The following is a 24,296-nucleotide window of genomic DNA, read 5'->3' as shown; positions in this document are numbered from 1 at the left end:
CGTTACTCACCAAGTGTTATTAAAGATATTGTACACGTAGATAACAATTCTACTTGTTTCATGTTGATGGTTGCATATCACTATGCTATTGATTGGTTAGGATAAAGTTTCAAAAGGAAGACTCAATGCGCCCTAAAGTATTGTTGGTTGAAGACTCCACCTCTCTCGCAGTGCTCTACAAACAGTATGTTAAAGACGAGCCTTACGATATATTTCATGTTGAGACTGGTACTGAAGCAAAAATATTCATTGAAAGACACGCTCCACAACTGGTTATCCTTGATTTGAAACTGCCCGATATGCCGGGTGAAGAAGTATTGGATTGGATCAGTGATAATGACATTCCCACAGCCGTTGTAATCGCAACTGCACATGGTTCCGTGAATATCGCTGTTGACCTCATTCAACGTGGTGCGGAAGATTTCTTAGAGAAACCCATTCAGGCCGACCGTCTGAGAACGTCAATCAACCTCCACCTACGTAGAGCTAAGCTCGAAAACCTTGTCGACGACATACAGAGTAAGTTCGATCGTAACCGCTTTCATAATTTCATTGGCTCTTGTTTACCCATGCAAGCGGTTTACAAAATCATTGACTCGGTAGCACCCACCACCGCAAGCGTATTCATCCACGGCGAAAGTGGTACGGGTAAAGAAGTCTGCGCAGAAGCTATTCACCAAGAAAGTCAACGTAACGGTAAACCATTCGTTGCCATTAACTGTGGTGCGATTCCTCGTGATTTAATGGAAAGTGAAATTTTTGGTCACGTAAAAGGCGCTTTCACTGGAGCGACAACTGATCGTAAAGGCGCAGCAATGCAGGCCCATGGCGGAACCCTATTTCTTGATGAACTTTGTGAAATGGAATTGGAGATGCAAAAAAAGCTGCTGAGATTCTTGCAAACCGGAACCTTCACACCGTTAGGTGGTCATCGAGAAATAAAAGTTGATGTCAGAATTATCTGCGCAACTAACCGTGATCCACTCGTTGAAGTTGAAGAAGGCCGATTCCGAGAAGATCTTTATTACCGGGTACATGTCGTGCCTATCGAAATGCCCCCCTTAAGAGAACGCGGGAGTGATATTCTCACCTTAGCTAACCACTTTTTAAAACTGTACGCTAAGCAAGATAAAAAGAAATTCAAATCCATCGACAAAGAAACACAGACACAACTCAAACGTTACCCATGGCCAGGAAACGTTCGTCAATTACAGAACGTCATTAGAAACATAGTGGTGTTAAACAACGAAACGAGCGTGACTATAGAGATGGTACCGCCGCCAATCAACAGAATGGATATTGCGACGCCGAAAAGTGTTACTTCAATACGAAATGTAGCGTCGCCCTCTGTTGCTGCGCCTCAAGATACCGCTGTCTCCGAAACTAGATTACCACCAATCCCCCCTGAAGAGCTGCTGCACACTTCAACGACTCACGATCACAAAATGCCAGCACAACATGCTCCAATAACACCGCCACTAACAACCAGTGATGGCGCAATTCGCCCTATGTGGCAAATTGAACGTGAAGCAATCCAGCACGCCATAAATCATTGTGATGGCAATGTACTAAGCGCTGCCGTATTGCTAGAACTAAGCCCTTCTACTGTTTATCGTAAGAAACAGGCTTGGGAATCAGAGGATGAGTACAATCAAGCCTAATCAATTGAACACGACGATACTCACTTCGGCTCAACAACAACTTGCTCTTGGGCATGATGAAATTTGGCTGTTGATCGACAGCCAAACTTTCGGAGGAATTGAAACTCACGTTATTGAATTAGCAATAGGTTTAATTGAGCATAAACAGAAAGTAAGAGTCGTTCTTCTCACTAAGTTCAACCCTCCACCGCCGATTATCACACGCTTAAACCAATTACAGCTTCCTTACTGTCACCTCTGCGAGCTTGCTCCAAATAGCCAAAACGCACTATCTCAACTCAAACAGGCAATTACCGAATACCAACCTAGCTTTATCCATGCCCATGGTTACAAAGCGAGCATAGTGAGTAAGGTCACTAAGTTCACGACGACTCCGAACAAACTGCGTCAAATATCCACTTATCACGCAGGAGAAAAGCCAAGAGGAAAAGTGTGGCTCTACGATTTTCTCGACCGGTATAGCGGTTTTATCTCTAATCACTCTTTAGTGGTGAGCGATAAAATCAGAGATAAGATTCCAACGAAAACAACACTGCTCAATAACTTCATTTCAATCCCGGAACGATCCTGTTCATCTTGCAAGTCTAACTCGACAGTTCCTGGCGTATTAAAAGAAAACACCAGCATTTATGACATAGGTTTTGTTGGACGCTTGAGCCACGAAAAAGCCGCCGATAGATTTGTAATGTTAGCGAAGTCTAACCCAAATCAACACTTCCACATTTTCGGTGATGGCCCTGAACGACAATCGTTAGAGTGTAATCAACCGGCTAATCTCACCTTTCATGGCCACCAAACAAGTATGGAAAAAGCGTGGCAAACCATCGATGTATTAGTTGTACCTTCTCGATATGAAGGATTACCGATGGCAGCACTCGAAGCCATGGCACGACGTATCCCTGTTATCGCCACAGCAGTTGGTAATCTACCACAGTTGATTGAACATCAAACCAATGGTTATCTCGCTCAAAGTGAAGCAGAACTCCATAAATGCCTGCAGAACTGGATCAATCTTCCTCTTCAAGATAAAAGCACGGTGGGAGATAAAGCAAGAAGCACCATCATTGAGCGTTACTCCCCTCAAGCTGTTATTCCCCAAATCTTAAAGTGTTACGGCTCATAATTTCCTTCTAATCAGTTACTTCAATCTCTTTAATTCTCCATTCAATCTGATTCTCAATTTGAACAATCGTCAAAGTACACCCCATCTATATTTGAAATATTCATCAAATACAGCGATTTAAATTTAATACGTATGTGGCACTTACCTTGCTATCTCTTGTTAAGAAGTAAAATTATTGATTGGTTTTAGAATCAAATTGTCGATTAGAAAGGCCTATCAACAGAACTAGCCGATATATCCGTTTCTAGGAGATGCAATGAAATATCAAGCCAACAGAATACCACTCATTATTGGGCTATCCACCTTAAGCCTACTGATTGGTGCTGCTTGGTATTTGGCTCCTCATCCAGCGATGGTGATATTGATCGCCTTCATTCCTTTAGGCGCACTGTTAATTATCAACAAAGCATTTTGGTTTGTGATCCTGTTTGTGGTGTTTTCATTTTTTAGAATTCACGAAGCTTTACCGCTACTTTACCCTTTGAAAATACCTTTGCTGCTATCCATGGGGGCCTTATCGGCACTGTTATGGCACTCACTAATCAGTAAAGAGCTAAAAATCTATTGGCACCCTTCACTCAATTGGCTTTCTATATTTTGGGTGTTAACCATTATTGGAATCGTATTCGCGTCGAACCGAACCATAGCGCTCGCAGAGTTCAAAGGCATTTATTGGAAGATAATAGTCATGTCCCTCGCTATCGTTTGGCTCGTTAACACAACAGAAAATCTTGCTAAAACAGCGATGACCATCATCTACGCCGGCGCATTAGTGAGTACTATTGCCGTTTATAACTCCGTGTACAGTATCGGTCTTGTGGAAGGCTCCAGAGTGACCATTGGACGAGATTTTGGTTCGATGCTCGGTGACCCGAACGACCTCGCTTTGGTGTTGCTTTTCCCACTCGCATTCGCCATTAGTCAAACCACGACGCCAGGTATTTCCCATTTCAAGCGAATAATAAGTGCGCTAGTTTGTGTCCTATTGTTAGCGGCGATTATTGCCACTCAGAGTCGTGGCGGATTACTTGGCTCTATTGCGGTAATAGGTATTTTTGCTTTGAAATTGATTCGTTCAAAAGTGTTGTTGCTATCGCTAGGATCCGTAGCTGCGATTATACTTTATCTTGTCGCAGGCATTGCCGACAGAGCCTCTGGAGGCGCTGCTGAGCAAGGCATTGATGAATCTGCCATGGGGAGAATTTACGCTTGGGAAGCTGCAATAAAAATGGCCGTGGAAAATCCATTGACTGGTGTTGGATTAAACAACTTCTTCTCAAATTATTTCTTTTATAGCGCCCACTGGGATGGTTTAAATCACGCGGTTCACAGTACATGGTTTGGCGTTCTAGCAGAAACAGGCTTTATTGGTCTCATGATTTTTGTCATCCTAATTATCTCATTAATCAGAACTTCTCGCTCCACACTAGCAAGACTGTCTGAAGCAGGTACGGCGGTCGCTCCCGAGCTTAATGCAGTTGCTTATGCTGTTTATGCGGGCTTAATTGGTACCATTGTATCAGGCACCTTCCTAACACAAGGTTTCAACTGGCCAATTTACATCTTAGCCGCACTTACCGTTTGCGTATCAAACGTGTCTCATACTGCTTGTCAAAATGAGAAAACCTAAAAGATAGGCTGTAACCATTTGAAAATTATATATTTATTTAGTGGCACGCAATATGAAAGACTTCTATGTAACAACGTAAAAGGAATTTCATTATGACGACAGTATCCGTACATCAATTCAAACATTGGCTTAAGTTTCACCCAAACTCTCGAATTCGAAATGTATTTTCTGTTTTGAAAAGCGTAAGAAGCGCAGAGCTCCCGACCCCACAAATGGTTAACCGTTGCCTTTACCAATTACACACGTTGGTTGTGAGCATGATTACGGGCTTTACTCGTTTTTGCTATTGGACACCCGCATTCAAAGGAAGAGTCACGCAATGCGGAAAACATTTGTACCTGTACGGTGGTTTACCGTTTGTGAGTGGTCCTTTACAAATTTCAATTGGCGATAACTGTCGAGTTTCTGGCCACACGACATTTTCAGGGTGCTCTCAGCCACTAGACAGTTTCATGCCCCCTCTTCTATCGATTGGCAACAATGTTGATATCGGCTGGCAATCAACGATTGCAGTGGGCAAACGCGTCATCATCTCTGACAATGTTCGTATCGCTGGCGGTGCATTCTTGTTTGGGTATTCGGGTCATCCTCTTGATGCAAAACGAAGAGCTGATGGTGAAGGCGATGATCCCCAACAGATCAGCGATATTATCCTCGAGCGAGATGTGTGGCTAGGCACAAACGTGACCGTAAAAGGCGGTGTGACCATTGGTGAAGGTGCTGTGATTGCTGCAGGTAGTGTCGTCATCAAAAGTGTCCCGCCATTTGCAATTGCAGCCGGCAACCCAGCACGAGTTGTAGGACAGATTGAATCTGTTGAAGCGGCCAAACCAGATACTGTTAAATCGTTTGAAACTCATAGAGGTGACCATGCGTGATCTAATCGTATTTGGTGAAGACTTTGGCGGACTTCCTTCATCCACTCAGCATCTGATTCGCCACTTAGCTAAGACACACAAAGTGCTATGGATTAACTCCATTGGTTTAAGACAACCTAAACTGTCAACAAAAGATGTCATGCGTGCGTTCAACAAATGGTTTGGTAAAACCAATGCCGTGACACAGAATATGCTCGATGCAAATGAACACAGTCATATTACGGTGGTAAACCTAAAAACTATCCCCGCACCTTCATCAACATTAGCAAGAAAGCTTGCACAAATGCTCATGTTGAAACAACTAAAGCCCATTATCGCAAAGCTAAACATGCGGGCACCGATCTTGTGGACGTCACTTCCTACCGCTGTCGACCTGTGTGGTCACCTTGGTGAATCTGCAGTGGTTTATTATTGTGGAGACGATTTTAGCGCATTAGCCGGAGTTGACCATCAAACTGTTACAGAGCATGAATCCGATCTGATAAAAAAATCGCACCTAATCTTTGCCGCGAGTAAGACATTAATAAACAAGTTTCCAGAAGATAAAGTCCAGTTGTTGCCACATGGCGTAGATGTAAGCCTTTTCTCTACTCAAGTACCGAGAGCGAAAGACTTACCCAGTAATCACAGACCAATCGCAGGTTTTTATGGAAGCCTATCTCAATGGCTCGATTACGGCCTTATTGAACATGTAGCGACAGCAATGCCCGACTGGGATTTTGTTTTCATTGGCCCGAATGAGCTTGATAGTTTAGCGCTTCCTAACCTTGACAATGTTCATTACCTTGGTCCAAAACCCCACCATTCTTTGCCAAGTTATTCGCAACATTGGGATGTGAGCCTTTTACCATTTGTTGATAACGAACAGATTCGTGCATGCAGCCCTTTGAAGCTCATGGAATACCTTGCGGCAGGAACGCCTATCGTAACCACGCCTTTTCCAGCGCTATTACCTTATCAAGATCACGTCACAAAAGTCAGTAACGCACAACAAATGATAGAGGCGTTAAACAAAGCTCAGCAGCTTACCAACTCACCACTATCACTCGTTGAAAAAGACAGCTGGCAGAACCGTGCCAAGTTCGTACACTGGATGTTGGAGCTACTATGAATAATCTGAAATTGCGGTTATTGATTCTTTTGAATGCAATGTGGCGTCAACGCTACGTAATATTAGTCCCGATTCTTGTTCTCCCCTTCGTTGGGTTCGGAGTCAGTAAACTGGCTCCTACCAAATATGATGCTCACACCAGCATGTTGATCCAAGAAACCGCAAAGATGAACCCTTTCTTAAAAGACATCGCTGTATCGACAATGCTTAAAGATCGAATTAGCGCACTGAGAACACTATTGCATAGCCGCCATGTACTTTACTCAGTGGCGGAAGAGCTTAAATTGCTCACGCCGGAAATGTCCAATTTCGACAAAGAGACACTCATCTCCGATTTGTCACAACGTTTATCAGTCACTCAACTAGGAAAAGATTTTCTAAAGATAAGCCTGAGTTCAAACACTCCAATTGGCATGGAGTCAACTCTTCAGTCAGTCAGCGAACATTTTATCGAACAGCTATTAGCGCCGGAGCGTTCATCAATTCAAGACTCTAGTAGCTTTTTAAAAGTACATATTGACGAACGCAGCGCAGAATTAGCCAAAGCAGAGGAAGCGTTGGCGCTTTATGTAAATGAAAACGTACACTCAACACCTGAAGTTCAGAGTCAGAGTTTGAATCGACTAGCGTCACTCAAACAAACATTGGCCGAGAAAGAGGCGGAGTTATCTGGTGTCCAAAAAAGCCTAGGCTCGATTGATCAGCAACTATCGAAAACCAACCCGGTAATTGGGCGCCTAGAAGATCAATTGATTGATATTCGTAGTGAGCTAACCTTGCTACAAGCGAAATACACAGACAAACACAGCGCAGTTCAAGCCAAGGTTCGCGAACTAGAGAGGCTGGAGAACGAGCGCAAGACATTGCTGGCTCTCAAACAACCAGGAATGAACAATGACCAGTTGTGGGATATAGCCAGTAGCGCAACATTGAGTAAGCTATCCGACAATCAACCATTGCTGGTCACACAATTGCAAAGCCTTCAATTAGTTCGAGCACGCTTTGAATCATTAACAGAAGAAACAAAAAGCCTTCGCACTATAATCTTTGAATTGGAAAACAAGGCCAACAACTTCGGTGAAAACGCAAAAGAGATGTACCGACTTCAACGAGATGTGAAGATCAAACGTCAGTTATATGATGAACTTACTGAACGCTATGAAATGGCACAACTAACAGGCTCTCTAGGTATATTCGAGCAGAACAAGCGAGTCAAGATTATTGATTTGCCTTTTACACCAAGCGTAAAATCTAACATGCCGACATTCGTATTTATCCTAGCAGGTTTGGTTGCTGGCATTGGTCTTGGTGTCGGTTTAGCGGTGTTATTCGAATTGTTTGATTCTTCTATCAAACGTAAAGAAGAAATCGAAGATATTTTGGGCGTTCCTGTGATCACCGTTATCCCCAAAATGAGCAATCCAATTTAAGACTTAACCAATACACCAGCTTCGTACTGGTGTTTTTCTTTCTATGGGCACTTTTTTACGCTTGTATTTTCATCTCTGCCATTTATCTTTATCAGATTAAAACACCGCCTCGCCTTATTCTTCTCCCACTTAATTAGTCTCTTACCTATTTCGACATTCTGTTTTGATTCCTATTTTGAGAATAACAAGAGGATAAAATAAAAAAGAAATTAAGCTGTTGATAATTAAAGATTAATTAATTGGCACAACTCGTGCAGTTATTGAATAACAAAATGAAAACGAAACAACTTAGATAACTTAATAGCAGGGAGAGCGCTATGGAAAACCAACTCACAACACATGGGAAGAAGGTAATACATGTTGTTCAGCATCTCGCTCCTGGAGGCCTAGAGACACTCACCTTAGATTTGCTTCGCCTTGCTAAGCCTTGTGACCAAGTGTTTATTGTAAGCTTAGAGGGAACAAAACAAGAGTCTATTGATAACTGGCCAAAGTTAGAGCGTTACCAAAACCAAATCATATTTCTAGACAAAGAGTCAGGCATTCAATTCAATGTTATTCTCAAGTTAATCAAAGAATTCAAATCTATTTGTCCAGATGTGGTTCATACTCATCATATTGGCCCACTACTTTACGCGGGATATGCCGCTCGCCTCACCGGTGTACAGACCCGAATCCATACCGAACACGATGCGTGGCATCTTCAAGACGATAAACGCCGTCATCTACAAGCACTAGCACTGAAAGCCGTTCAACCAACACTCGTGGCCGATGCAACACGTGTCTACAACCAACTCCGCTCAGCTTTCACCTACAACAATATTATTACCATCAGAAATGGCGTTGATTGCGACAAATTCAAGCCAGTATCGAAAATAGAAGCACGAACAGCGTTAGGCCTACCACAAGACAAGAACATTGTTGGTTGCGCAGGTCGATTGGAGCACGTTAAAGGTCAAGATCAACTGATTCAAGCTCTTGCACTGCTGCCTAAAAATACCATCGTAGCTTTTGCGGGCGACGGTTCTAAACGAAAACAATTAGAACGATTAGCTAACAACCTCAACTTGAAAGATCGCGTCATCTTTCTTGGATTAGTTGATGACATGACGACTTTTTATGGTGCACTCGATACTTTCTGCCTACCTTCACGTCATGAAGGATTACCACTTTCTACATTAGAAGCTCAAGCTTGTAACATTCCGACCGTCGCGATGAATGTGGGGGCTGTCGAAGAAACACTCTGTCCAATCAGTGGACATCTTGTCAAAAATGGCAGTATCACAGGGTTAGCAGGCGAACTGCTTAAAGCCACTCTCAACTCATCAGTCAAGAAGCAACATCAAATAGCTCTAACCTTTGAAAATACTTCTAACCCTCGTCGCTACGTTCTTAATAACTTCGACATTGTGAAAATGGTCGCGTCTTATGACGTCATTTCTGAAGGAGCTTACGCATGATTGATTGGGTACTCGCAAGTCTATGTTTGTTTTCTGGAATGCTAATTGTCTACCATCACGCCGCTTACCCCATTTTGTTGCGTTGGTACGCAAAACGTAATCCAGTGCGTCAAGTATCAGAAAGCTCTCGTTGTTATAAAGAGGAGCAACGAGACTCGACTCTTCCCTCTATCACCATTCTAGTTCCTGCTTTTAATGAAGAACAATGGATAGCTGAAAAGATTCGTAACCTCGCTTCGTTAGATTACCCAAGAAAGAAACTGCAGGTCATTATCGCGTGTGATGGCTGTAACGACAACACGGTCGAAATTGCACAAATGGCAATCCAAGAAGCGATGTGTAGTGATGTTCACTTCGAGATACATGACTATGCTCAAAATCGAGGAAAAGTCGCCATTATCAACGAAGAAGTAACAAACATAACCAGCAATATCATTGCTCTTAGTGACGTTTCAGCACTCATTTCATTGGATGCGTTATTGATTGCTGCTGCTCATTTTGAAAATGACAAGGTTGGTGTCGTTAATGCCACTTATCAATTATACCCAACGGAAAACACAGGTGAGAATAGTTATTGGCAGTATCAAACCGCTGTCAAAGAGTATGAATCGTCAATGGGTTCGAGCTTAGGTTCTCACGGTGCCTTCTACTTATTCCGAACTAAACTGTTTGAGTTATTACCTCATAACGCCATCAATGATGATTTTATCTTACCCATGCAAATCGTCAAACAAGGCTATATCGCTGAATACGAAACGCAAATGGTGGCTTTAGAATTAGAAGAATCAAACCTAAAGACAGACTTCAATCGACGTTTGCGAATTTCTGCTGGCAACATGCAACAAGCGATTCTGTTGTGTGGCTTGTTTAACCCTAAATTTAAAGGCACCGCTTTTGCTTTCTTCTCCGGGAAAGGCCTACGACTTCTCACTCCTTATCTAATGATTATGTGCTTAGTTTGCTCCGCCCTTCTCAAAGAAAACCTGTTATTCGAAGTGTTACTTTGGATACAAATCGCGGTCTACAGCATTGGTGTACTGGGCTGCATCATGCCAAAAGCCCTGATCAATAAGCCTATTTCATTAATTTCTTATTTAATCGTTGGTCATTATGCCAACTTCATTGGTGGCGTACGTTACCTACTGGGACTTGAAAACTCCCCTTGGACTCGAGTGAATCGTTAAGGACTGACCATGATGAACATTGATCAATTATCAAACCTGAATCTATACCAATACAAGATTTCTCGCGCGAAACGCACCTTTGATTTTGTTAGCTCTTTACTCGCGTTAGTCATCTTATCTCCAGTGTTCCCATTTATCGCACTGGCTATTGCACTCACTTCTCGCGGCCCGATCTTCTACCGTCAACTGCGCGTCGGAAAATCGACACCGGAAAAGATGGAGATTTTTGAAATCATGAAGTTTCGTAGCATGTATCAAGATGCGGAAACTCGCTCAGGTGCAGTGTGGGCAACGGAAAATGACCCTCGAATCACACCAGTTGGTCGTTTTTTAAGAAAAACACGCCTTGATGAGCTTCCGCAGTTGTTTAACGTGTTGAAAGGGGAAATGTCATTAATTGGCCCTCGCCCCGAGCGCCCAACGTTCTATAACAAACTGGAAAATGAAATCCCTTACTTTGCTGACCGTACTTATGGTGTTATGCCTGGTATCACAGGTCTTGCACAGGTAAACCAAGGGTATGACACGTGCATTGAAGATGTTCGTCGCAAAGTTGGCTTCGACCACAGTTATGCTCTTAGTCTATGTTCTATGAGATCATGGATTGCTGCAGACCTAAACATTATGACAAAAACAATTTTGGTGATGGTTGATGGCCGAGGTCGCTAGTATCGAGTTGCGGTAACCTTTGGTCACGTTAAAACGTAGCTACGTTCAAATATAGCTACATTCAAGTATAAACTTTCTTGCTTAGCATTGGTTAATTCGGATCCAACTCAAACTGATGAGTACTTAATTGCTCATCGGTTTTTTTCGATTTCGTATACCATTTAATATACGATACCTGCTAATCATCCCCAGCCCGTATTCGAATCCGTCCATCACTATGAAAATCGAAGACCTGAAACTATTCACAACCGTTGTTGAGCTTGGCAGCTTTACCGCAGCCGCTAACGCATTAGATCTCCCACGTGCAAATGTAAGTCGACGGATCAACGATTTAGAGAAAACACTCAATATTCAGCTGTTCTTCCGTACTACTCGGAGTTTATCGGTTACTAAATCGGGTGAGCTCTACTATAACGAATTACTGAAAGCGTTAAGTGCACTCGAAAAAGCCAACCACGTGGCGTCTAACCTTTTAGAAGTCCCACATGGTCGCGTGAAAATTGGTTTGCTTCCAGAGACTGGCGATATCGTTCAATCTACCCTATTTAAATTTCAAGATTTATACCCTGAGGTTGAGCTCGATATAAGAAGTATCAGTAACGGATTTCTTGATATGTACCGCCAAGGATTAGACCTCGCAATGCATGGTGGCCGCTTAAGTGATTCCAACGTAGTCGCGCGTAAGGTGATGGATTTACGACGTATTTTTGTTGCGAGTCCAGAATACATAAAAAAATACGGTAAGCCTTCAACGATTGAAGAACTCTCTCGCTTTCCATGTGTTTGTTTCCGTTGGCCAAGCGGTGATATAGACAAAGAATGGCAAGTCTCTGATCATATAATTAAGGTTGAACCTTCTATCGTCAGCGACAGTATAGGTTTCGTAAAAGGTGCATCTACACGCCACCGAGGCATCGCTCTGTTACCAGAACTGATGGTAAGGCAAGAACTAAAGGACGGCTCACTGATTAACCTATTCCCTATTGATGTCATACAAAAAGAAGAAGCTTGGCTATTGTATCCACAACGTAAAGCTTTGAGCCATGCCAGCCAATTATTGATTGACTTTTTGTTACAAGAACTGCCAAATATATAATTATTGTCACGATTATCATGACAGTGTTATACCGTTAACACTGATTATCTGTGACTTACATCTAGATAGAATTGCGCCATCAATTTTTAGGAACAATTAATGATGTCAATCTATCGCTACTCCCTACTTGCCACTACGCTTCTGCCTCTTATCGGTTGCAACCCATCTGCTATCACTGAACCATCCGTTACTTCTGCGCCATCGAGCGCTTCTATCAAAGTAACACAAGAGCAACCTATCCAGGTCATTCAGCTTGAACCGCTTGCGAACCAAGCTCAAAAGTCATTTACAGGTAAACTAAAATCTTCTGAAACCGCGGGCGTGGCATTTCGTGTTCCTGGCACCATTCAAAGTATCTTAGTTTCTACGGGAGACACTGTAGTTAAAGGCCAACCTTTAGCAGAACTTGATCCGCATGACTATCAAGTGACATTGGAAGAATTACAAGCTCGCGCACTAGAGGCGAAGTCAGCACGTAAACTTGCTAAGGTGGAGCTAGCGCGCGTGAAACAAGCGATTGATGACAACGCCATTGCCAACGTCAACTTAGACCGAGCAATCAGTAGCTACGAGCGTAGCGAATCGGCTGTTAAAGTGGTGGAGCAAAATATCCGTCGCGCTAAAGACTCCATTCGTTATACCCAACTACTTGCGCCTTTCGATGGAGTCGTTGCTTCTTCGAACTTTGACCAGTACGAGCAAGTTCTACCGGGCACCTCTGTATTTACGATTCACAACCCAGACCAACTGGAAGTTACAATTGATGTCCCTGAGAATCTCATTCATAAGTTCAGCCCTGATCAACAATCGAAAATTAGTTGGTATGGTTCAAAGCTAGGTCTAACGGCTTACGCTAGCGAGATCTCGACTCAACCGCACCCAATCAAACAAACCTACTCGGTGACCTACCGTTTAGCACCAATCGGTGATGATCGAGTGAGTAGGCAGCTTTTACCGGGCAAAGCCGTAACCTTGTCGACTCAGCTAGATGACATCTCCAATAACTTCTGTCTACCTTATTCAGCTATTGTGAATCAATCTGGTATCGAGCAAGTGTTCACGATCGAAAATGAGCAAGCGCAAGGTGTGATGGTTAGTGTTATGTCACTTAAAAAAGACTCTGCGTGTGTTGAATCAACATTGAAAGGTGGCGACTACGTTGTAGTTAGCGGATCTCAATACGTTATCGAAGGCCAACATTTCTCCAATATCCAAGTTAAGAGCCTGTAGGTAAACCATCATGAATCTAGCTGATTTCGCGATCAAACAACGCACCTTCATCCTGTTTTTCACTGCATTGAGTGTTATCGCAGGCCTGTTTTCTTATTTTGATTTGGGCAAACTTGAAGACCCAAGCTTCACCATAAAAACCGCCGTGGTAGTGACTCTATATCCTGGTGCCTCAGCCGAAGAAGTGGAACAACAAGTCACGGACACCGTCGAAACCAAGCTGCAAGGAATGGCATCGTTAAACCGACTTCGTTCATTGTCTCGCCCAGGTATATCAATGGTGTTTGTAGACTTGAAAGAGTCACTAAACTCCAAACAGCTACCACAAGAATGGGACTTGCTACGTCGTAAAGTATCAGACATGAAATTACTCCTACCTACTACCGCCCAAATCAGCGTAGTACAAGATGAGTTCTCTGAAGTGTATGGCATGCTTTTTTCAATACATAGCAATGATGCGTCCCCTGTTGAACTTCGTCGTTATGCAGAAGAGTTACAGCGTCGGATTAAAACTGTAGACGGAATTAAGAAAGTGGAATTGCACGGTGTTCAACCTCGCGTGGTGCATATTGATATTCCAGACGAGCGATTAGCTCAATACGGTTTGTCGATGGCTCAAGTGTGGAGCCAACTGAACACGCAGAACACCACGTTTGATTCCGGTAAATTCTCTGCAGGCAGTGAGCGCATTCGTGTTCACCAATCGAGCCAATTTACTTCGCTCATTGACATTAAAAACTTGATGATCAAGGGCGGTGTGAGTGAGCTTGGCATCGGTCTATTGCGCCTTGGCGATATTGCTGATGTGACTATGGGTTATCAAGAACCAATGATGACGGCAAATCGTTATAACGGGGTGCCAGCAGTAACACTCGCGGTAAGCCCTGTCTCCGGCGTGAACGTCGTATCTCTGGGGGACGACATCAACCGAATTGTTAAAGAGTTCCAAACGTCACTGCCATTGGGTGTCAAAGTCGCAACTGTTGCCAACCAACCAGAAGAAGTTCAAAAATCGATCGATAACTTCGTTAACAACCTGCTTGAAAGTGTCGCGATTGTATTTGTCGTATTGTCGATTTTCATGGGCTTAAAGAGTGCAACGATTGTAGGTTCAAGTCTACTATTGACGATTCTACTAACGTTAATCTACATGAATATTGCCGCTATCGATTTACACCGTGTATCTTTAGGCACGTTTATCCTCGCTCTTGGCATGTTGGTGGATAACGCGATTGTGATTACCGACATGATGATCGTGAAGATTAACAAAGGTATCAACCGCACTGTTGCGGCCATCGATTCAGTTAAAGAAACAGGAATGCCGCTATTTGGCGCGACAGTTATCGCCATTATGGGTGCAAGCCCGGTTATATTTTCTCAGACAGACGCCGCCGAATTTGCGAGCTCAGTATTCTTAATCATCGCCTCATCGTTACTGCTGTCTTGGCTCGTGGCCATGACATTCACTACCCTAATGTGTTGGATGTTCATCAAACCAACCAAACAAAAAACCGATAACAAAGTGAGCTTGTACCGCAAGAGCGTTAACTGGACAGTCGATAATCCAATGAAAGCATTGACTGGCCTCATTCCGCTGATTCTAGTGACGGCGCTAGCTATTCCAAACATTGCGATTAACTTCATTCCACAAGCGGATCGCCCAATCTTACTCCTTGATTATTGGCTACCGAATGGTGCGAAGATAGAACGAACCTCGCAAGACATGAAACGCATTGAAGCTTGGTTATTAGAGCAGCCGGAAGTCACCAATATTTCAACCTATGTCGGTGCTGGTGCGCCGCGCTTCTCAGTCACCATAGAACCAGAACCATTCGACCCCGCTTATGGTCAGATCTTGATTAATGCGGCCGATTATCCCTCACTCAGTACGTTGGTTACTCGTGGTGATAAATGGTTAGCGAAAGAATTTCCAGACGCTGAACCACGATTCAGAGGTTTAAAGCTCGCCACTTCAGATAAATTCAGTGTCGAAGCACGTTTCTCTGGTCCTGATGTTGCCGTGTTACATGATTTATCGAACCAAGCGAAAGCCATTTTTGAAGCACACCCTGACACCAAATACGTGCGTGACGACTGGCGCCAAAAAAGCAAAGTACTTGAGCCGATAATCAACCAAGACAAAATTCGTCATGCTGGTATTGATCGAGCTGACATAGCATTCGCGATGAAACGTGTTTCTGAGGGTATGCCTGTTGGCCAAATGAACCTAAACGATGAAATAGTGACAATTCAAGTCCGTGGAACTGAAAGCTCGATTGAATCATTAGAAACGTTACCCGTCCGCTCACTACTTGGTTTACACAGCGTACCACTTGGCCAAGTTGTCGATGGGTTTGAACTCACCAGCGAAGAAACCATGATTTGGCGTCGTGACCGCGTAAAAACCATTACCGCGCAAGCAGGAGTTGGCCATGACACTACGCCAGCAGCAGTAAGGAACTCAGTGATTGATGATATTGAAGCTATCGCGCTCCCACCGGGTTACAGCATGGAATGGGGAGGCGAATACTACGACGAACACAAAGCCGTCAGCGATATTCTTAAGCAACTTCCAAAAGCAACCTTGTTAATGGTAATCATCTTGGTCGCAATGTTTAACGGTTTCAAGCAACCCGTCATTATCTTCGCTACGCTGCCGTTAGCGGCAACAGGTGCAACATTCAGCTTATTATTATTAGATAAACCCTTTGGTTTTATGGCGTTGATTGGCGCAGTAACACTCACCGGTATGATCATCAAAAACGGCATCGTGTTGATGGATCAGATTGAACTTGAGCGTTCTAATGGTCGTTCGTTATCAGATGCAATCAAAGAAGCAACCGTGAACCGTACCATGGCCATTTCGATGGGGGCATTAACCACAGGTCTTGGCATGATCCCACTGTTAACCGATTTGCTGTTCGACCAAATGGCCGCAACCATCATCGGTGGTCTTGCCGCTGCAACGGTATTATCACTGTTCGTGATGCCAGCGTTATACAAACTCTTCTATCGTTCAGAAGAGAGGGTAACTACGGGAAACGAAACCATTAAAGACTCAATTACTGTGCATGATGAGACACCCAATTTCACAGAACGTGGAGCCACAAACACCAACCAGTCAAACATTAATCAATAAGGAGCATAAACATGTATCTATTACCTCGGTTTAAAGCGGCTCCTATTGCCCTAGCATTGCTGCTTACAGGTTGTGCGGTTGGCCCAGATTACCAAGAGCCACAAACAACGATGGCTAAAACTTTTCTGTACAACCAAGATAGCGAGAGCCACAGCGAAACAAGCAAACAAGACAATCACTGGTGGGTGCAGTTTAATGATGCAACGTTAAACCAATTAGTGAGAGATGTTCAAAGTCAAAACATCCCACTCAAATTGGCGGCAGAACGTATCAACATGGCTAGCTCGTACAAAAGTGTTGTAGCGTCATTTAAAGTGCCAACGGTGAATATTGGTGGCGGCTACTACAATATTCAGCTAAGCGAGAACGACTCCCTACTCGGCCCTGTATTTGGCGCTTCTAACGCGGTTGAATCAACGACCGGTATATCGCTACTTGACGCGCAACACGACGGCGGTTTCTTAGGGGCAAGTATCGCATGGGAAGTGGATTTATTCGGACGTATCGATAGACAATCCAACGCCGCAACGATTCGAGTAGAACAAGCCGAGATATTCCAATCGGGGTTGAATACGCTGATTACCGCAGACGTGATTCACAATTACCTACAATATCGTGGGGCACAAGAACGTAAAGCAATTGCGATGGACAATATCCAAGATCAACAACGCACACTTGAACTGGTTACCAAAGTCGTTCGTAGCGGTTATGGCTCGGAGTTAGACCTAGCTCAAGCAAAAGCGATGCTTGCCGCGACAGAATCGATTGTTCCGCAACTAGAAATTGCAGAACAAGTTCACAAGCAGCGTATAGCAGTATTGTTGGGAGCATCACTCTCGAACGTCAACCAACGCCTAGCGGGCGAATTTACCTTGCCACGAATGAATGATGTCATCCCAACAGGCTTACCTTCTGACTTGTTAGAACAACGCCCTGACATTCGAATCGCGGAACGCGAAATGGCCGCGATCAATGAAGAACTTGGCGCTAGCATCGCCAATCGTTATCCAAAGTTCTTCCTAACTGGTACACCAGGCGTGACTGCGGGAAGCTTTGATGACTTGTTCAGCAGCGACTCTTTTGGTTGGGCAGCATCCGCAGGCATTAGCTGGAATGTGTTTGATGGTGGTCGAGGTGAAGCTATGATCGAGATGAACGAAGCAAGGTTTCGCTCAGCTGCACTTAATTACCAACATTCGGTAGACAGTGCATTAACAGAAGTAGATTCAAGCCTGTTCGCCTATGGCCGCAGTCAAGAGAACCAAAAACGTATTGATGAAGCCACCCTAGCCGTCGATGGCGCGGTCAGTAAAGCCAAGTCATTATATAGAGCTGGCCTAGTGGATTACTTATCGGTATTAGATGCACAGAGACAACAAAAAATGATGCAAGACCGCCAAGTGGCCGCCAAACTTCAAACAGCCAGCACCACCATTGCTGTATACAAAGCCTTAGGCGGAGATTGGCAAGTAAAGCCGAAAGTAAACGCCTCTGAACAGACAGCAAAAGAAGGTCAAGCAACATACAAAACACCTAGCAACAAACAGAGCATCGAGAGTTAGAGTTGATTAAATAAGCAGCGACAGCTTACTTGCATGGACAATTAGATCCATAAAAAATACCGCTGATGATCTCGGCGGTATTTTTGTATTTAACGGTACGCATCTGGAAGTCTCTGCCGGCCTAAGTCTAATGAATACGCACTTTTCCAATTGGGTTTAGACGGCTAAATCGATACTTAGGGTAATATATCCAAAATAGTTCTTTGTTCTTAGAGTCTTGAGCTATTAATAACTCAACCTCACCAGTATTAGTAACAATACGCACTTTACTTTTAGACAATGGGGCCGTTCTATTCATCTTCACGTACTTCTTATTTTTCAAAGAATCTAACAATTTAGATGCTTCAAACTCTTCATGTGCCTCAATGACGAAACTAGACGCACTCAACTCTTCAGAAAGGAGCCATCTAATTTGATATTTTTGAGAAAAAAACAGAACAATACTAATGAACGCGACTCCGATTAATAGTATTGACGCTTTTCCATTCTTATGCCAAACGCCAACAAACATTGCTGAAAGTAAGCTGACAATAAAAACTAAGGCGGTAACCGTGAACCAAATATCTAAATAATTACCCATAACTCCCCTGTTCACAAACCATCTAATTCAGTAGCAAACAACACGATATGACACACTTAAGAATACTAAATCAACCTTTTGCGTGCTTTTTAACCTTTTTCATGGCCATTTGACGCTTAAGTGGAGAAAGGTAGTCAATAAACAAATTGCCCGACAAATGATCTATTTCGTGCTGCATTACGATAGCTAAGAAATCATCGCTTTCTATGGTAATTGGCTTACCTTCGCGATCTAAAGCAGACACAACAACTGAAGTAAAACGCTCTACGTCTGCATAGTAATCAGGAACTGATAAACAACCTTCTTGACCTAATGCTTTATCTGAGCCACTAACCACTTCTGGGTTAATCAAAATTAACGGTTCATCTCGACTTTCTGAAAGATCGATAATAACAACGGCCTCTTTATGACCAACTTGAGTCGACGCCAAACCTATACCATTGTCAGTCGCATATAACGTTTCCAACATATCGTCTATTAATGTTTGTACCGTCGACAGATCTTGCACCTTTTCCGCTTTAAGCTTGAGCCTTGGGTCTGGTGCAGTCAGAATTTCTAAAACTGCCATATTTACCTTCTAGTCCTTGTAAGAAATTAATGTCCAATTAAGTAGTGAGCAACGCAATACAAAGCCACCGCATAACACCTTAAACACATAAATCAACGCATAGTGAAAATGCCATGCGAATCTGCATTAAACGCTTTGTTATGTGAGTAGTTTCCACTCTAGCGCTTTGGCCTCGTGCTCTTTGATAAAACTATCCTTGCCGTCACAATATATCTCAATATCGTGGTTACATTGAGCTGCTACCTTTCTCTTAAGTTGCGCATAAGACTCGAGAGCTTCGGGATGAGCGGCAAGGTAATCACGAAACGCTAAATGACGGTAAACATGATTGTCACCCTTTACAAAGGCGTGAATCTGATGAGTTCTATCGTCGCCGCCCTTTCGATAGTACCTTCTGCCCGAGATCCCAAATTCTCCCATGACTTCATATCCGAGAGATTCAAACTTCGACTTGTGAGTATCAAGTTCAGACAGTGAGCTGCACTCTATAATGATGTCAATTATTGGCTTAGCCGCCAAGCCATTAACCGAAGTACTGCCTATGTGATGGATACCCGTGATAGCGCTACTCAACGCATTAACCAAAGCATGCTTCTCGTTCTCAAATTGATTCGACCAGTCCGGATTATAGTCAACGACTTCGACTTTCATATAGATAATTCCATTAAATATCAGTTAATTACAAGGCTTTTACATACAGGGGCTCGCAAGCACATAACGCCAAATTAATGTGTGAACAACGCTTATACCTTAGCTAAACCATTGTGCCGTAAACACTAAACTGGCTTGAAGTGAAGGTGCCAAGCGTTGTGAATCATTCTCAAATTTATTGTTATGTATTTTCAACTTTGCCGCTATTTTCAAGGGTGTTAGCTTTTTTGGTGCTTCCTATCCCTGCTATACACAACCCCATAAGAAAAACTGACAAAAAGTTGAAAGCAAATCCAAATCTTTCGTTTACAGGAGTGTCAATCGAGCCAGCCCAATATGTGAAGTGCACGCTCAACCCCGTAGTAAAGTCATATCTATATGTAGGGCTATATATCACGACAACCTGAGCTATAAAAAACACGAACAAAAGCCAGTTAGCAATTTGCATTTTTGCGTAAAGCAGGAAGCAAAATAGTAATCCAATCAATACGTAGGCTGCATATACGATGTTGGTTAATCCATAGTTGAAATAGTATCCAACCACCTTTGAAGCTCCCATGAGAATCATAGAGAGAGCTAAAATTAAGAGTAATTTATTAGTTTTGGTCATCCTAATCTTCCTTGATACATAACGCCGCGTTAAGTAGTGAGCAACATTGCCACCTTACCTAAACCATTGTGCCGTAAACACTAAATTCAAAGCAAACCGAAAATGCCGAGCGTTGCGAATGATCTTCACCCGATAAAATGGACACCCTATTATCTTTAACCCGTCGCTACTTCATATTCATGCGGGGTTCGATATCCAAGACTTGAGTGCAGTCTATAACGGTTATAAAAATGCTGGATATTCAGAACCTCTGTCGGTATGAAACAATAAGCGCTCTTGTGGCTTTCGATTTCTAATTGCCATTCTCAACGAACTCATCGTTAGCTGTGTACTCTTCTTACTACCAAGCGACCAACCGACGATTTTACGCGAGTAAAGATCGATAACGACCGCTAGATACATCCAACGTTTACCTTGCTTTATATACGTTAGATCTCCAGACCATTGTTGATTAACTGCCGTTGGTTTTGGTGTGTCTTTTTTAATATTCTTAATCGATTGATAGAACCGATGTAGCTATCGCATTTTCATGTAAATGCGATAGCTTCGTGCTCTTAGCCCTTGCTCTCTCATGATCCGAGCCACACGCTTGCGGCTAACCGAAACTCCTTGGCGCCTCAGCTCGGCATGAACTCGTGGACTACCGTAAGTCTCTCGACTCTGGGTAAACACTTTAATTATCCGCTTCTTCAAAGCCTGCTCTTCTTGATCGTAGCGGCTTGGCTCTCTATCAAGCCATGCGTAGTAACCCGACTTAGAAACAGATAGAAAACGGCACATCAATACAATGGAATAACGCGTTTTGTAATGGGCTATGAATCGGAATTTTGTCGATTTTCTTGGGCAACGAATCGTTTCCACTTTTTTAGCAAGTCATTCTCGAGCTTAAGTTGTTCGTTCTGACGTTCAAGCTCCGCAATCCGACTAGACTCAGCTTTCTGACTCGGGATCTTAGTCCTTTTCTTACGTTTATCTTCCAAAATACCCCCTTCTCTATAGTCCTTTCGCCATTTAGAAAGCATATAAGGATGGATATCCAATGATAGCGCCACGCTTTTAACTGTAGCTCCTTCTCGAAGCGAAAGTCGGACGGCAGTTACCTTAAATTCCGTGAGATATTGTTGAGTTTTTTTACCTGATTTATAAGCTGGCATAAACACCTCCAATTGCTATTGAAGGTGTCCACTAGATCGGGTCAACTACAGAATCTGCCTTAAACGCTTTGTTAGGGCTTGAAACTCTCAGCAACAAACTTACTACCCATTGACCCCATTAATACACCTGAACCTTTGTTGATGTAGGACTTAAATCGTAAATAACTGGCTTGGGCCTTTGGACTCGATAGCAAAATAGACACTAGGAAGTACCAAGAAAAATTTAAGACAAATACACCAACAACTAATATTGATGTTGTATGAACAGGAACTTTCACGGGTAACATGGCTGCAAACACACTGCTAAATACTAAATACAATTGCAGTCTTTGGATTACTTAACTGTGTCGCCAAGCCAAGAACTACCGCCTTAAAATGAGTTGGTTTGCTAGTTAACTTTGCGTCAGCAGAAACAACTTTGCTTTTGCTCGCGCTCCACATTCTCACCCCCAGATAGCATAGATATAGGCCACCAAGAACTTTGAAAGCTACGTAAAACTCAGGCACAGCGTCAAAAAGTGCAATGAGCCCCATTGAGGCAATAAATGCAAATGTACTTGCCCCCAAGCCTAAGCCTATAGAAATACACATGGCTTCAGATCTAGATTTTGACATAGCTGTTTGCGCAACCAAGATAAATGAAGGGCCTGGTGTCATCGCGCCAAAGAGTAACAGCGTAGCGATTGGCAGTAGAAATAAGTATTGCTCCAACATTTATAATCATCCTTGTACTAACTAGCGTGATTGAGCCCTAACGCCCTATTAAGGGAGGGGTGAGCAACGCAATACCGATGCCGCAGCAAACCACCTTAACCACCAAAACCAACGCATAGTAAAAATGCCACGCGTTGCGAATCACTCTTAAACAGTTTGTTATGTTCGTTTAAACACGTTCTCACGATGATAAGAGAGATACTCTTTATTTTCTGAATGTAGGGAGACCTTTAACTCAGTATTGATGCCAAGTTTTTCAGGGTCACTTAAAGCATTGGAGATAAGAATTTTTCCTTTGTCATCGAAACTTATTAAGCCACTATCAAAAGCCTTGTCTAAGTTAGGTATCAATAACAATCCATTGTAAGGGTCTAGCCTCTCAAGATCTGTTGCCACACGCCACGGTTTAATGTGGGATGCTACAAGCATATTGCTTAAACCGTAATTACTAACACTACACGAGCCCCACAATGATATTAGCGCATCTCTAAATTCCCCCTGCCCAAGCCGAGCATCGACTAAACGTGCTTTGACTGTACTATCCCTACTAGACTCATACACTTCCTTAATATCACCTGATATAGAATTAGCTTGCTTTAGCTCATACAAATAGCTTTTATACCATTTGAGAGCGCTACTATATTTGTTGTGAGCTGATTCATTCCATGACTTATAAATGGGTATTGAATTTATTCCTTTTTCAATATCAATCCACTCATTCCAATCAGTAACTTGTAATAGGTTTTTATCTGTAACTTTATGCTCATTTGCCCATTCACTGATTTTTGATTTAATACAGTAAAAGTAATCTTCAACTGTAGAAGGCGCCAACTTAGTAGTACCTAACCAATCATAAAATGTCATACGTAAGCCCTTTGCCAATACTCAACAACTTTCAGCATAGAACATAATGCTAAGCTAAGTAGTGAGCAACGCAATACGAAGCCACCGCATAGCACCTTAAACACATAAATCAACGCATACTAAAAATGCCACGCGTTGCGAATCACTCTTAAACAGTTTGTTAGGCATTTTTTCGAGCATCTTTAATAAAGATATGCACTGCCCCCGACTCTGTTTCCTTACGCAAAATGTCAAATAACTCCGTTGCCTCAACTAGTTGACTTAATGTAGTGAAACCATAGTTCTTTGAACTGAAGTCTGGATACTGACGCTTTATTAAACTGCCACAGTGCCCTAAGAACGACCAACCATCTTCATCTTGGTACTCACTAGCAGCACCTCGCAAGATATTAAGAAGTTTAGTGTCTTGGCGTAATTTCCTACGAATGGATTTACTGTCATTCAGGGATGGTTTTTCACTCGTGCTATTGGTTGAAGGCAGCTCTTCTTTAGGTGCATACCTTTCTTTGAGCACCTCTGTATACATGAAATCATCACAAGCATTACGAAATGCCACAGGCGTCATTTTTTTACCAACACCAAAAACATAAATTTCTGACTCCTTTAGCCGTGAAGCCAGTTTAGTAAAATCACTATCACTACTCACTAAAGCAAATGCGTCATATTTGTTGGAGTAAAGGAGATCCATTGCATCAATAATCATTGCTGCATCAGACGAGTTTTTACCTTGAGTGTAGGAAAACTGTTGCACCGGATTTATCGCCAGCTCATTTAAAGGTTGCTTCCAATTTTTCAAGCACTCAGAACTCCAATCCCCATAAGCCTTTTTAACGAGTATGTGCCCATGTTTAGATAGCTCCTTTAATACTGCGTCTAACACGGAGTATTGAGCATTTTCGGCATCGATTAAGACCGCAATTTTCTTCTCTGAATTTATATCTATCAATCTATTTTCCTTTAAGTATGCTGAGATACCCTGATG

General features: G+C 42.9%; 21 protein-coding genes and 1 pseudogene. 13 read left to right on the top strand and 9 right to left on the bottom strand.

The genetic code is table 11. The features are described from left to right. Positions 1-125 precede the first annotated feature (125 nt). The 13 genes from OCT63_RS14470 (at position 126) to OCT63_RS14410 (ending at position 18,173) form a co-directional block, all read left to right on the top strand. On the top strand, positions 126-1,661 hold the full coding sequence (locus tag OCT63_RS14470; protein ID WP_161687482.1) for a sigma-54-dependent transcriptional regulator: 1,536 nt from the start codon (positions 126-128) through the stop codon (positions 1,659-1,661). Continuing rightward, positions 1,642-2,784: a glycosyltransferase family 4 protein gene (locus OCT63_RS14465; protein WP_269983940.1), complete on the top strand. Its 1,143-nt coding sequence runs from the start codon at positions 1,642-1,644 to the stop codon at positions 2,782-2,784. Before OCT63_RS14470 ends, OCT63_RS14465 begins: the two co-directional genes overlap by 20 nt. 256 nt (positions 2,785-3,040) lie before the next feature. Further along, on the top strand, positions 3,041-4,414 hold the full coding sequence (locus OCT63_RS14460; RefSeq protein ID WP_269983939.1) for an O-antigen ligase family protein: 1,374 nt from the start codon (positions 3,041-3,043) through the stop codon (positions 4,412-4,414). A gap of 92 nt (positions 4,415-4,506) precedes the next feature. Beyond that, entirely contained in the window at positions 4,507-5,292 is a 786-nt protein-coding gene (locus OCT63_RS14455; RefSeq protein ID WP_269983938.1) for an acyltransferase, read from the top strand. Beyond that, entirely contained in the window at positions 5,285-6,403 is a 1,119-nt protein-coding gene (locus tag OCT63_RS14450) for a glycosyltransferase (RefSeq protein WP_060467698.1), read from the top strand. Before OCT63_RS14455 ends, OCT63_RS14450 begins: the two co-directional genes overlap by 8 nt. Further along, complete coding sequence (locus tag OCT63_RS14445) at positions 6,400-7,833, top strand: GumC family protein (protein ID WP_269983937.1); 1,434 nt, start codon at positions 6,400-6,402, stop codon at positions 7,831-7,833. Before OCT63_RS14450 ends, OCT63_RS14445 begins: the two co-directional genes overlap by 4 nt. A 317-nt stretch (positions 7,834-8,150) precedes the next feature. Continuing rightward, positions 8,151-9,293 (top strand): glycosyltransferase, encoded by a 1,143-nt coding sequence (locus OCT63_RS14440; RefSeq protein ID WP_060467700.1) that lies wholly within the window; start codon positions 8,151-8,153, stop codon positions 9,291-9,293. Continuing rightward, a complete protein-coding gene (locus OCT63_RS14435) occupies positions 9,290-10,477 on the top strand; it encodes a glycosyltransferase family 2 protein (RefSeq protein WP_060467701.1) in 1,188 nt (395 codons plus the stop codon). The genes OCT63_RS14440 and OCT63_RS14435 overlap by 4 nt, the downstream gene beginning before the upstream one ends. 9 nt (positions 10,478-10,486) lie before the next feature. After that, the gene (locus OCT63_RS14430; RefSeq protein ID WP_017057312.1) at positions 10,487-11,146 is read left to right on the top strand and encodes a sugar transferase; all 660 of its coding nucleotides are present in this window, start codon (positions 10,487-10,489) and stop codon (positions 11,144-11,146) included. A gap of 217 nt (positions 11,147-11,363) precedes the next feature. Then, on the top strand, positions 11,364-12,242 hold the full coding sequence (locus tag OCT63_RS14425; RefSeq protein WP_161687468.1) for a LysR family transcriptional regulator: 879 nt from the start codon (positions 11,364-11,366) through the stop codon (positions 12,240-12,242). 99 nt (positions 12,243-12,341) lie between these two features. Then, entirely contained in the window at positions 12,342-13,472 is a 1,131-nt protein-coding gene (locus OCT63_RS14420; RefSeq protein WP_060467703.1) for an efflux RND transporter periplasmic adaptor subunit, read from the top strand. A gap of 10 nt (positions 13,473-13,482) precedes the next feature. Then, entirely contained in the window at positions 13,483-16,611 is a 3,129-nt protein-coding gene (locus OCT63_RS14415) for an efflux RND transporter permease subunit (RefSeq protein WP_269983936.1), read from the top strand. Positions 16,612-16,622: 11 nt separating this feature from the next. Further along, positions 16,623-18,173 (top strand): efflux transporter outer membrane subunit, encoded by a 1,551-nt coding sequence (locus tag OCT63_RS14410; RefSeq protein WP_237668538.1) that lies wholly within the window; start codon positions 16,623-16,625, stop codon positions 18,171-18,173. Between the two features lie 127 nt (positions 18,174-18,300). On the opposite strand, the gene OCT63_RS14405 is transcribed toward OCT63_RS14410, so the two are convergent. The 9 genes and pseudogenes from OCT63_RS14405 to OCT63_RS14360 form a co-directional block, all read right to left on the bottom strand. Beyond that, entirely contained in the window at positions 18,301-18,753 is a 453-nt protein-coding gene (locus tag OCT63_RS14405) for a hypothetical protein (protein WP_060467706.1), read from the bottom strand. 70 nt (positions 18,754-18,823) lie between these two features. Beyond that, positions 18,824-19,321, bottom strand: a complete 498-nt coding sequence (def, locus tag OCT63_RS14400) for a peptide deformylase (RefSeq protein WP_060467707.1) — start codon at positions 19,319-19,321, stop codon at positions 18,824-18,826. Between the two features lie 138 nt (positions 19,322-19,459). Beyond that, the gene (locus OCT63_RS14395; RefSeq protein ID WP_269983935.1) at positions 19,460-19,972 is read right to left on the bottom strand and encodes a GrpB family protein; all 513 of its coding nucleotides are present in this window, start codon (positions 19,970-19,972) and stop codon (positions 19,460-19,462) included. A gap of 181 nt (positions 19,973-20,153) precedes the next feature. After that, positions 20,154-20,582: a hypothetical protein gene (locus OCT63_RS14390; protein ID WP_269983934.1), complete on the bottom strand. Its 429-nt coding sequence runs from the start codon at positions 20,580-20,582 to the stop codon at positions 20,154-20,156. A 155-nt stretch (positions 20,583-20,737) separates the two neighbouring features. Continuing rightward, positions 20,738-21,736: pseudogene (locus OCT63_RS14385) on the bottom strand (IS3 family transposase). Between the two features lie 71 nt (positions 21,737-21,807). After that, a complete protein-coding gene (locus OCT63_RS14380; RefSeq protein ID WP_269983952.1) occupies positions 21,808-22,023 on the bottom strand; it encodes a LysE family transporter in 216 nt (71 codons plus the stop codon). Positions 22,024-22,039: 16 nt separating this feature from the next. After that, positions 22,040-22,450, bottom strand: a complete 411-nt coding sequence (locus OCT63_RS14375; protein WP_269983933.1) for a LysE family translocator — start codon at positions 22,448-22,450, stop codon at positions 22,040-22,042. 159 nt (positions 22,451-22,609) lie between these two features. Beyond that, positions 22,610-23,314, bottom strand: coding sequence for an HNH endonuclease (locus OCT63_RS14365; RefSeq protein WP_269983931.1), 705 nt, complete (start codon positions 23,312-23,314; stop codon positions 22,610-22,612). A 160-nt stretch (positions 23,315-23,474) separates the two neighbouring features. Then, entirely contained in the window at positions 23,475-24,260 is a 786-nt protein-coding gene (locus OCT63_RS14360) for an NYN domain-containing protein (protein ID WP_443088551.1), read from the bottom strand. Positions 24,261-24,296: the final 36 nt, after the last annotated feature.

The sequence above is a fragment of the Vibrio sp. RW genome, assembly GCF_027587105.1.
In the GTDB taxonomy this organism is placed as follows: domain Bacteria; phylum Pseudomonadota; class Gammaproteobacteria; order Enterobacterales; family Vibrionaceae; genus Vibrio; species Vibrio toranzoniae.
This window is presented reverse-complemented; position numbering and strand designations above follow the sequence as displayed.

Coding starts and splice junctions, on each gene's coding strand:
- OCT63_RS14425 (WP_161687468.1), top strand. CDS start 11,364: ATGAAAATCGAAGACCTGAAACTATTCACAACCGTTGTTGAGCTTGGC.
- OCT63_RS14415 (WP_269983936.1), top strand. CDS start 13,483: ATGAATCTAGCTGATTTCGCGATCAAACAACGCACCTTCATCCTGTTT.
- OCT63_RS14470 (WP_161687482.1), top strand. CDS start 126: ATGCGCCCTAAAGTATTGTTGGTTGAAGACTCCACCTCTCTCGCAGTG.
- OCT63_RS14465 (WP_269983940.1), top strand. CDS start 1,642: ATGAGTACAATCAAGCCTAATCAATTGAACACGACGATACTCACTTCG.
- OCT63_RS14380 (WP_269983952.1), bottom strand. CDS start 22,023: ATGTTACCCGTGAAAGTTCCTGTTCATACAACATCAATATTAGTTGTT.
- OCT63_RS14430 (WP_017057312.1), top strand. CDS start 10,487: ATGATGAACATTGATCAATTATCAAACCTGAATCTATACCAATACAAG.
- OCT63_RS14375 (WP_269983933.1), bottom strand. CDS start 22,450: ATGTTGGAGCAATACTTATTTCTACTGCCAATCGCTACGCTGTTACTC.
- OCT63_RS14405 (WP_060467706.1), bottom strand. CDS start 18,753: ATGGGTAATTATTTAGATATTTGGTTCACGGTTACCGCCTTAGTTTTT.
- OCT63_RS14450 (WP_060467698.1), top strand. CDS start 5,285: ATGCGTGATCTAATCGTATTTGGTGAAGACTTTGGCGGACTTCCTTCA.
- OCT63_RS14410 (WP_237668538.1), top strand. CDS start 16,623: ATGTATCTATTACCTCGGTTTAAAGCGGCTCCTATTGCCCTAGCATTG.
- def (WP_060467707.1), bottom strand. CDS start 19,321: ATGGCAGTTTTAGAAATTCTGACTGCACCAGACCCAAGGCTCAAGCTT.
- OCT63_RS14420 (WP_060467703.1), top strand. CDS start 12,342: ATGATGTCAATCTATCGCTACTCCCTACTTGCCACTACGCTTCTGCCT.
- OCT63_RS14395 (WP_269983935.1), bottom strand. CDS start 19,972: ATGAAAGTCGAAGTCGTTGACTATAATCCGGACTGGTCGAATCAATTT.
- OCT63_RS14365 (WP_269983931.1), bottom strand. CDS start 23,314: ATGACATTTTATGATTGGTTAGGTACTACTAAGTTGGCGCCTTCTACA.
- OCT63_RS14390 (WP_269983934.1), bottom strand. CDS start 20,582: ATGACCAAAACTAATAAATTACTCTTAATTTTAGCTCTCTCTATGATT.
- OCT63_RS14435 (WP_060467701.1), top strand. CDS start 9,290: ATGATTGATTGGGTACTCGCAAGTCTATGTTTGTTTTCTGGAATGCTA.
- OCT63_RS14460 (WP_269983939.1), top strand. CDS start 3,041: ATGAAATATCAAGCCAACAGAATACCACTCATTATTGGGCTATCCACC.
- OCT63_RS14445 (WP_269983937.1), top strand. CDS start 6,400: ATGAATAATCTGAAATTGCGGTTATTGATTCTTTTGAATGCAATGTGG.
- OCT63_RS14440 (WP_060467700.1), top strand. CDS start 8,151: ATGGAAAACCAACTCACAACACATGGGAAGAAGGTAATACATGTTGTT.
- OCT63_RS14455 (WP_269983938.1), top strand. CDS start 4,507: ATGACGACAGTATCCGTACATCAATTCAAACATTGGCTTAAGTTTCAC.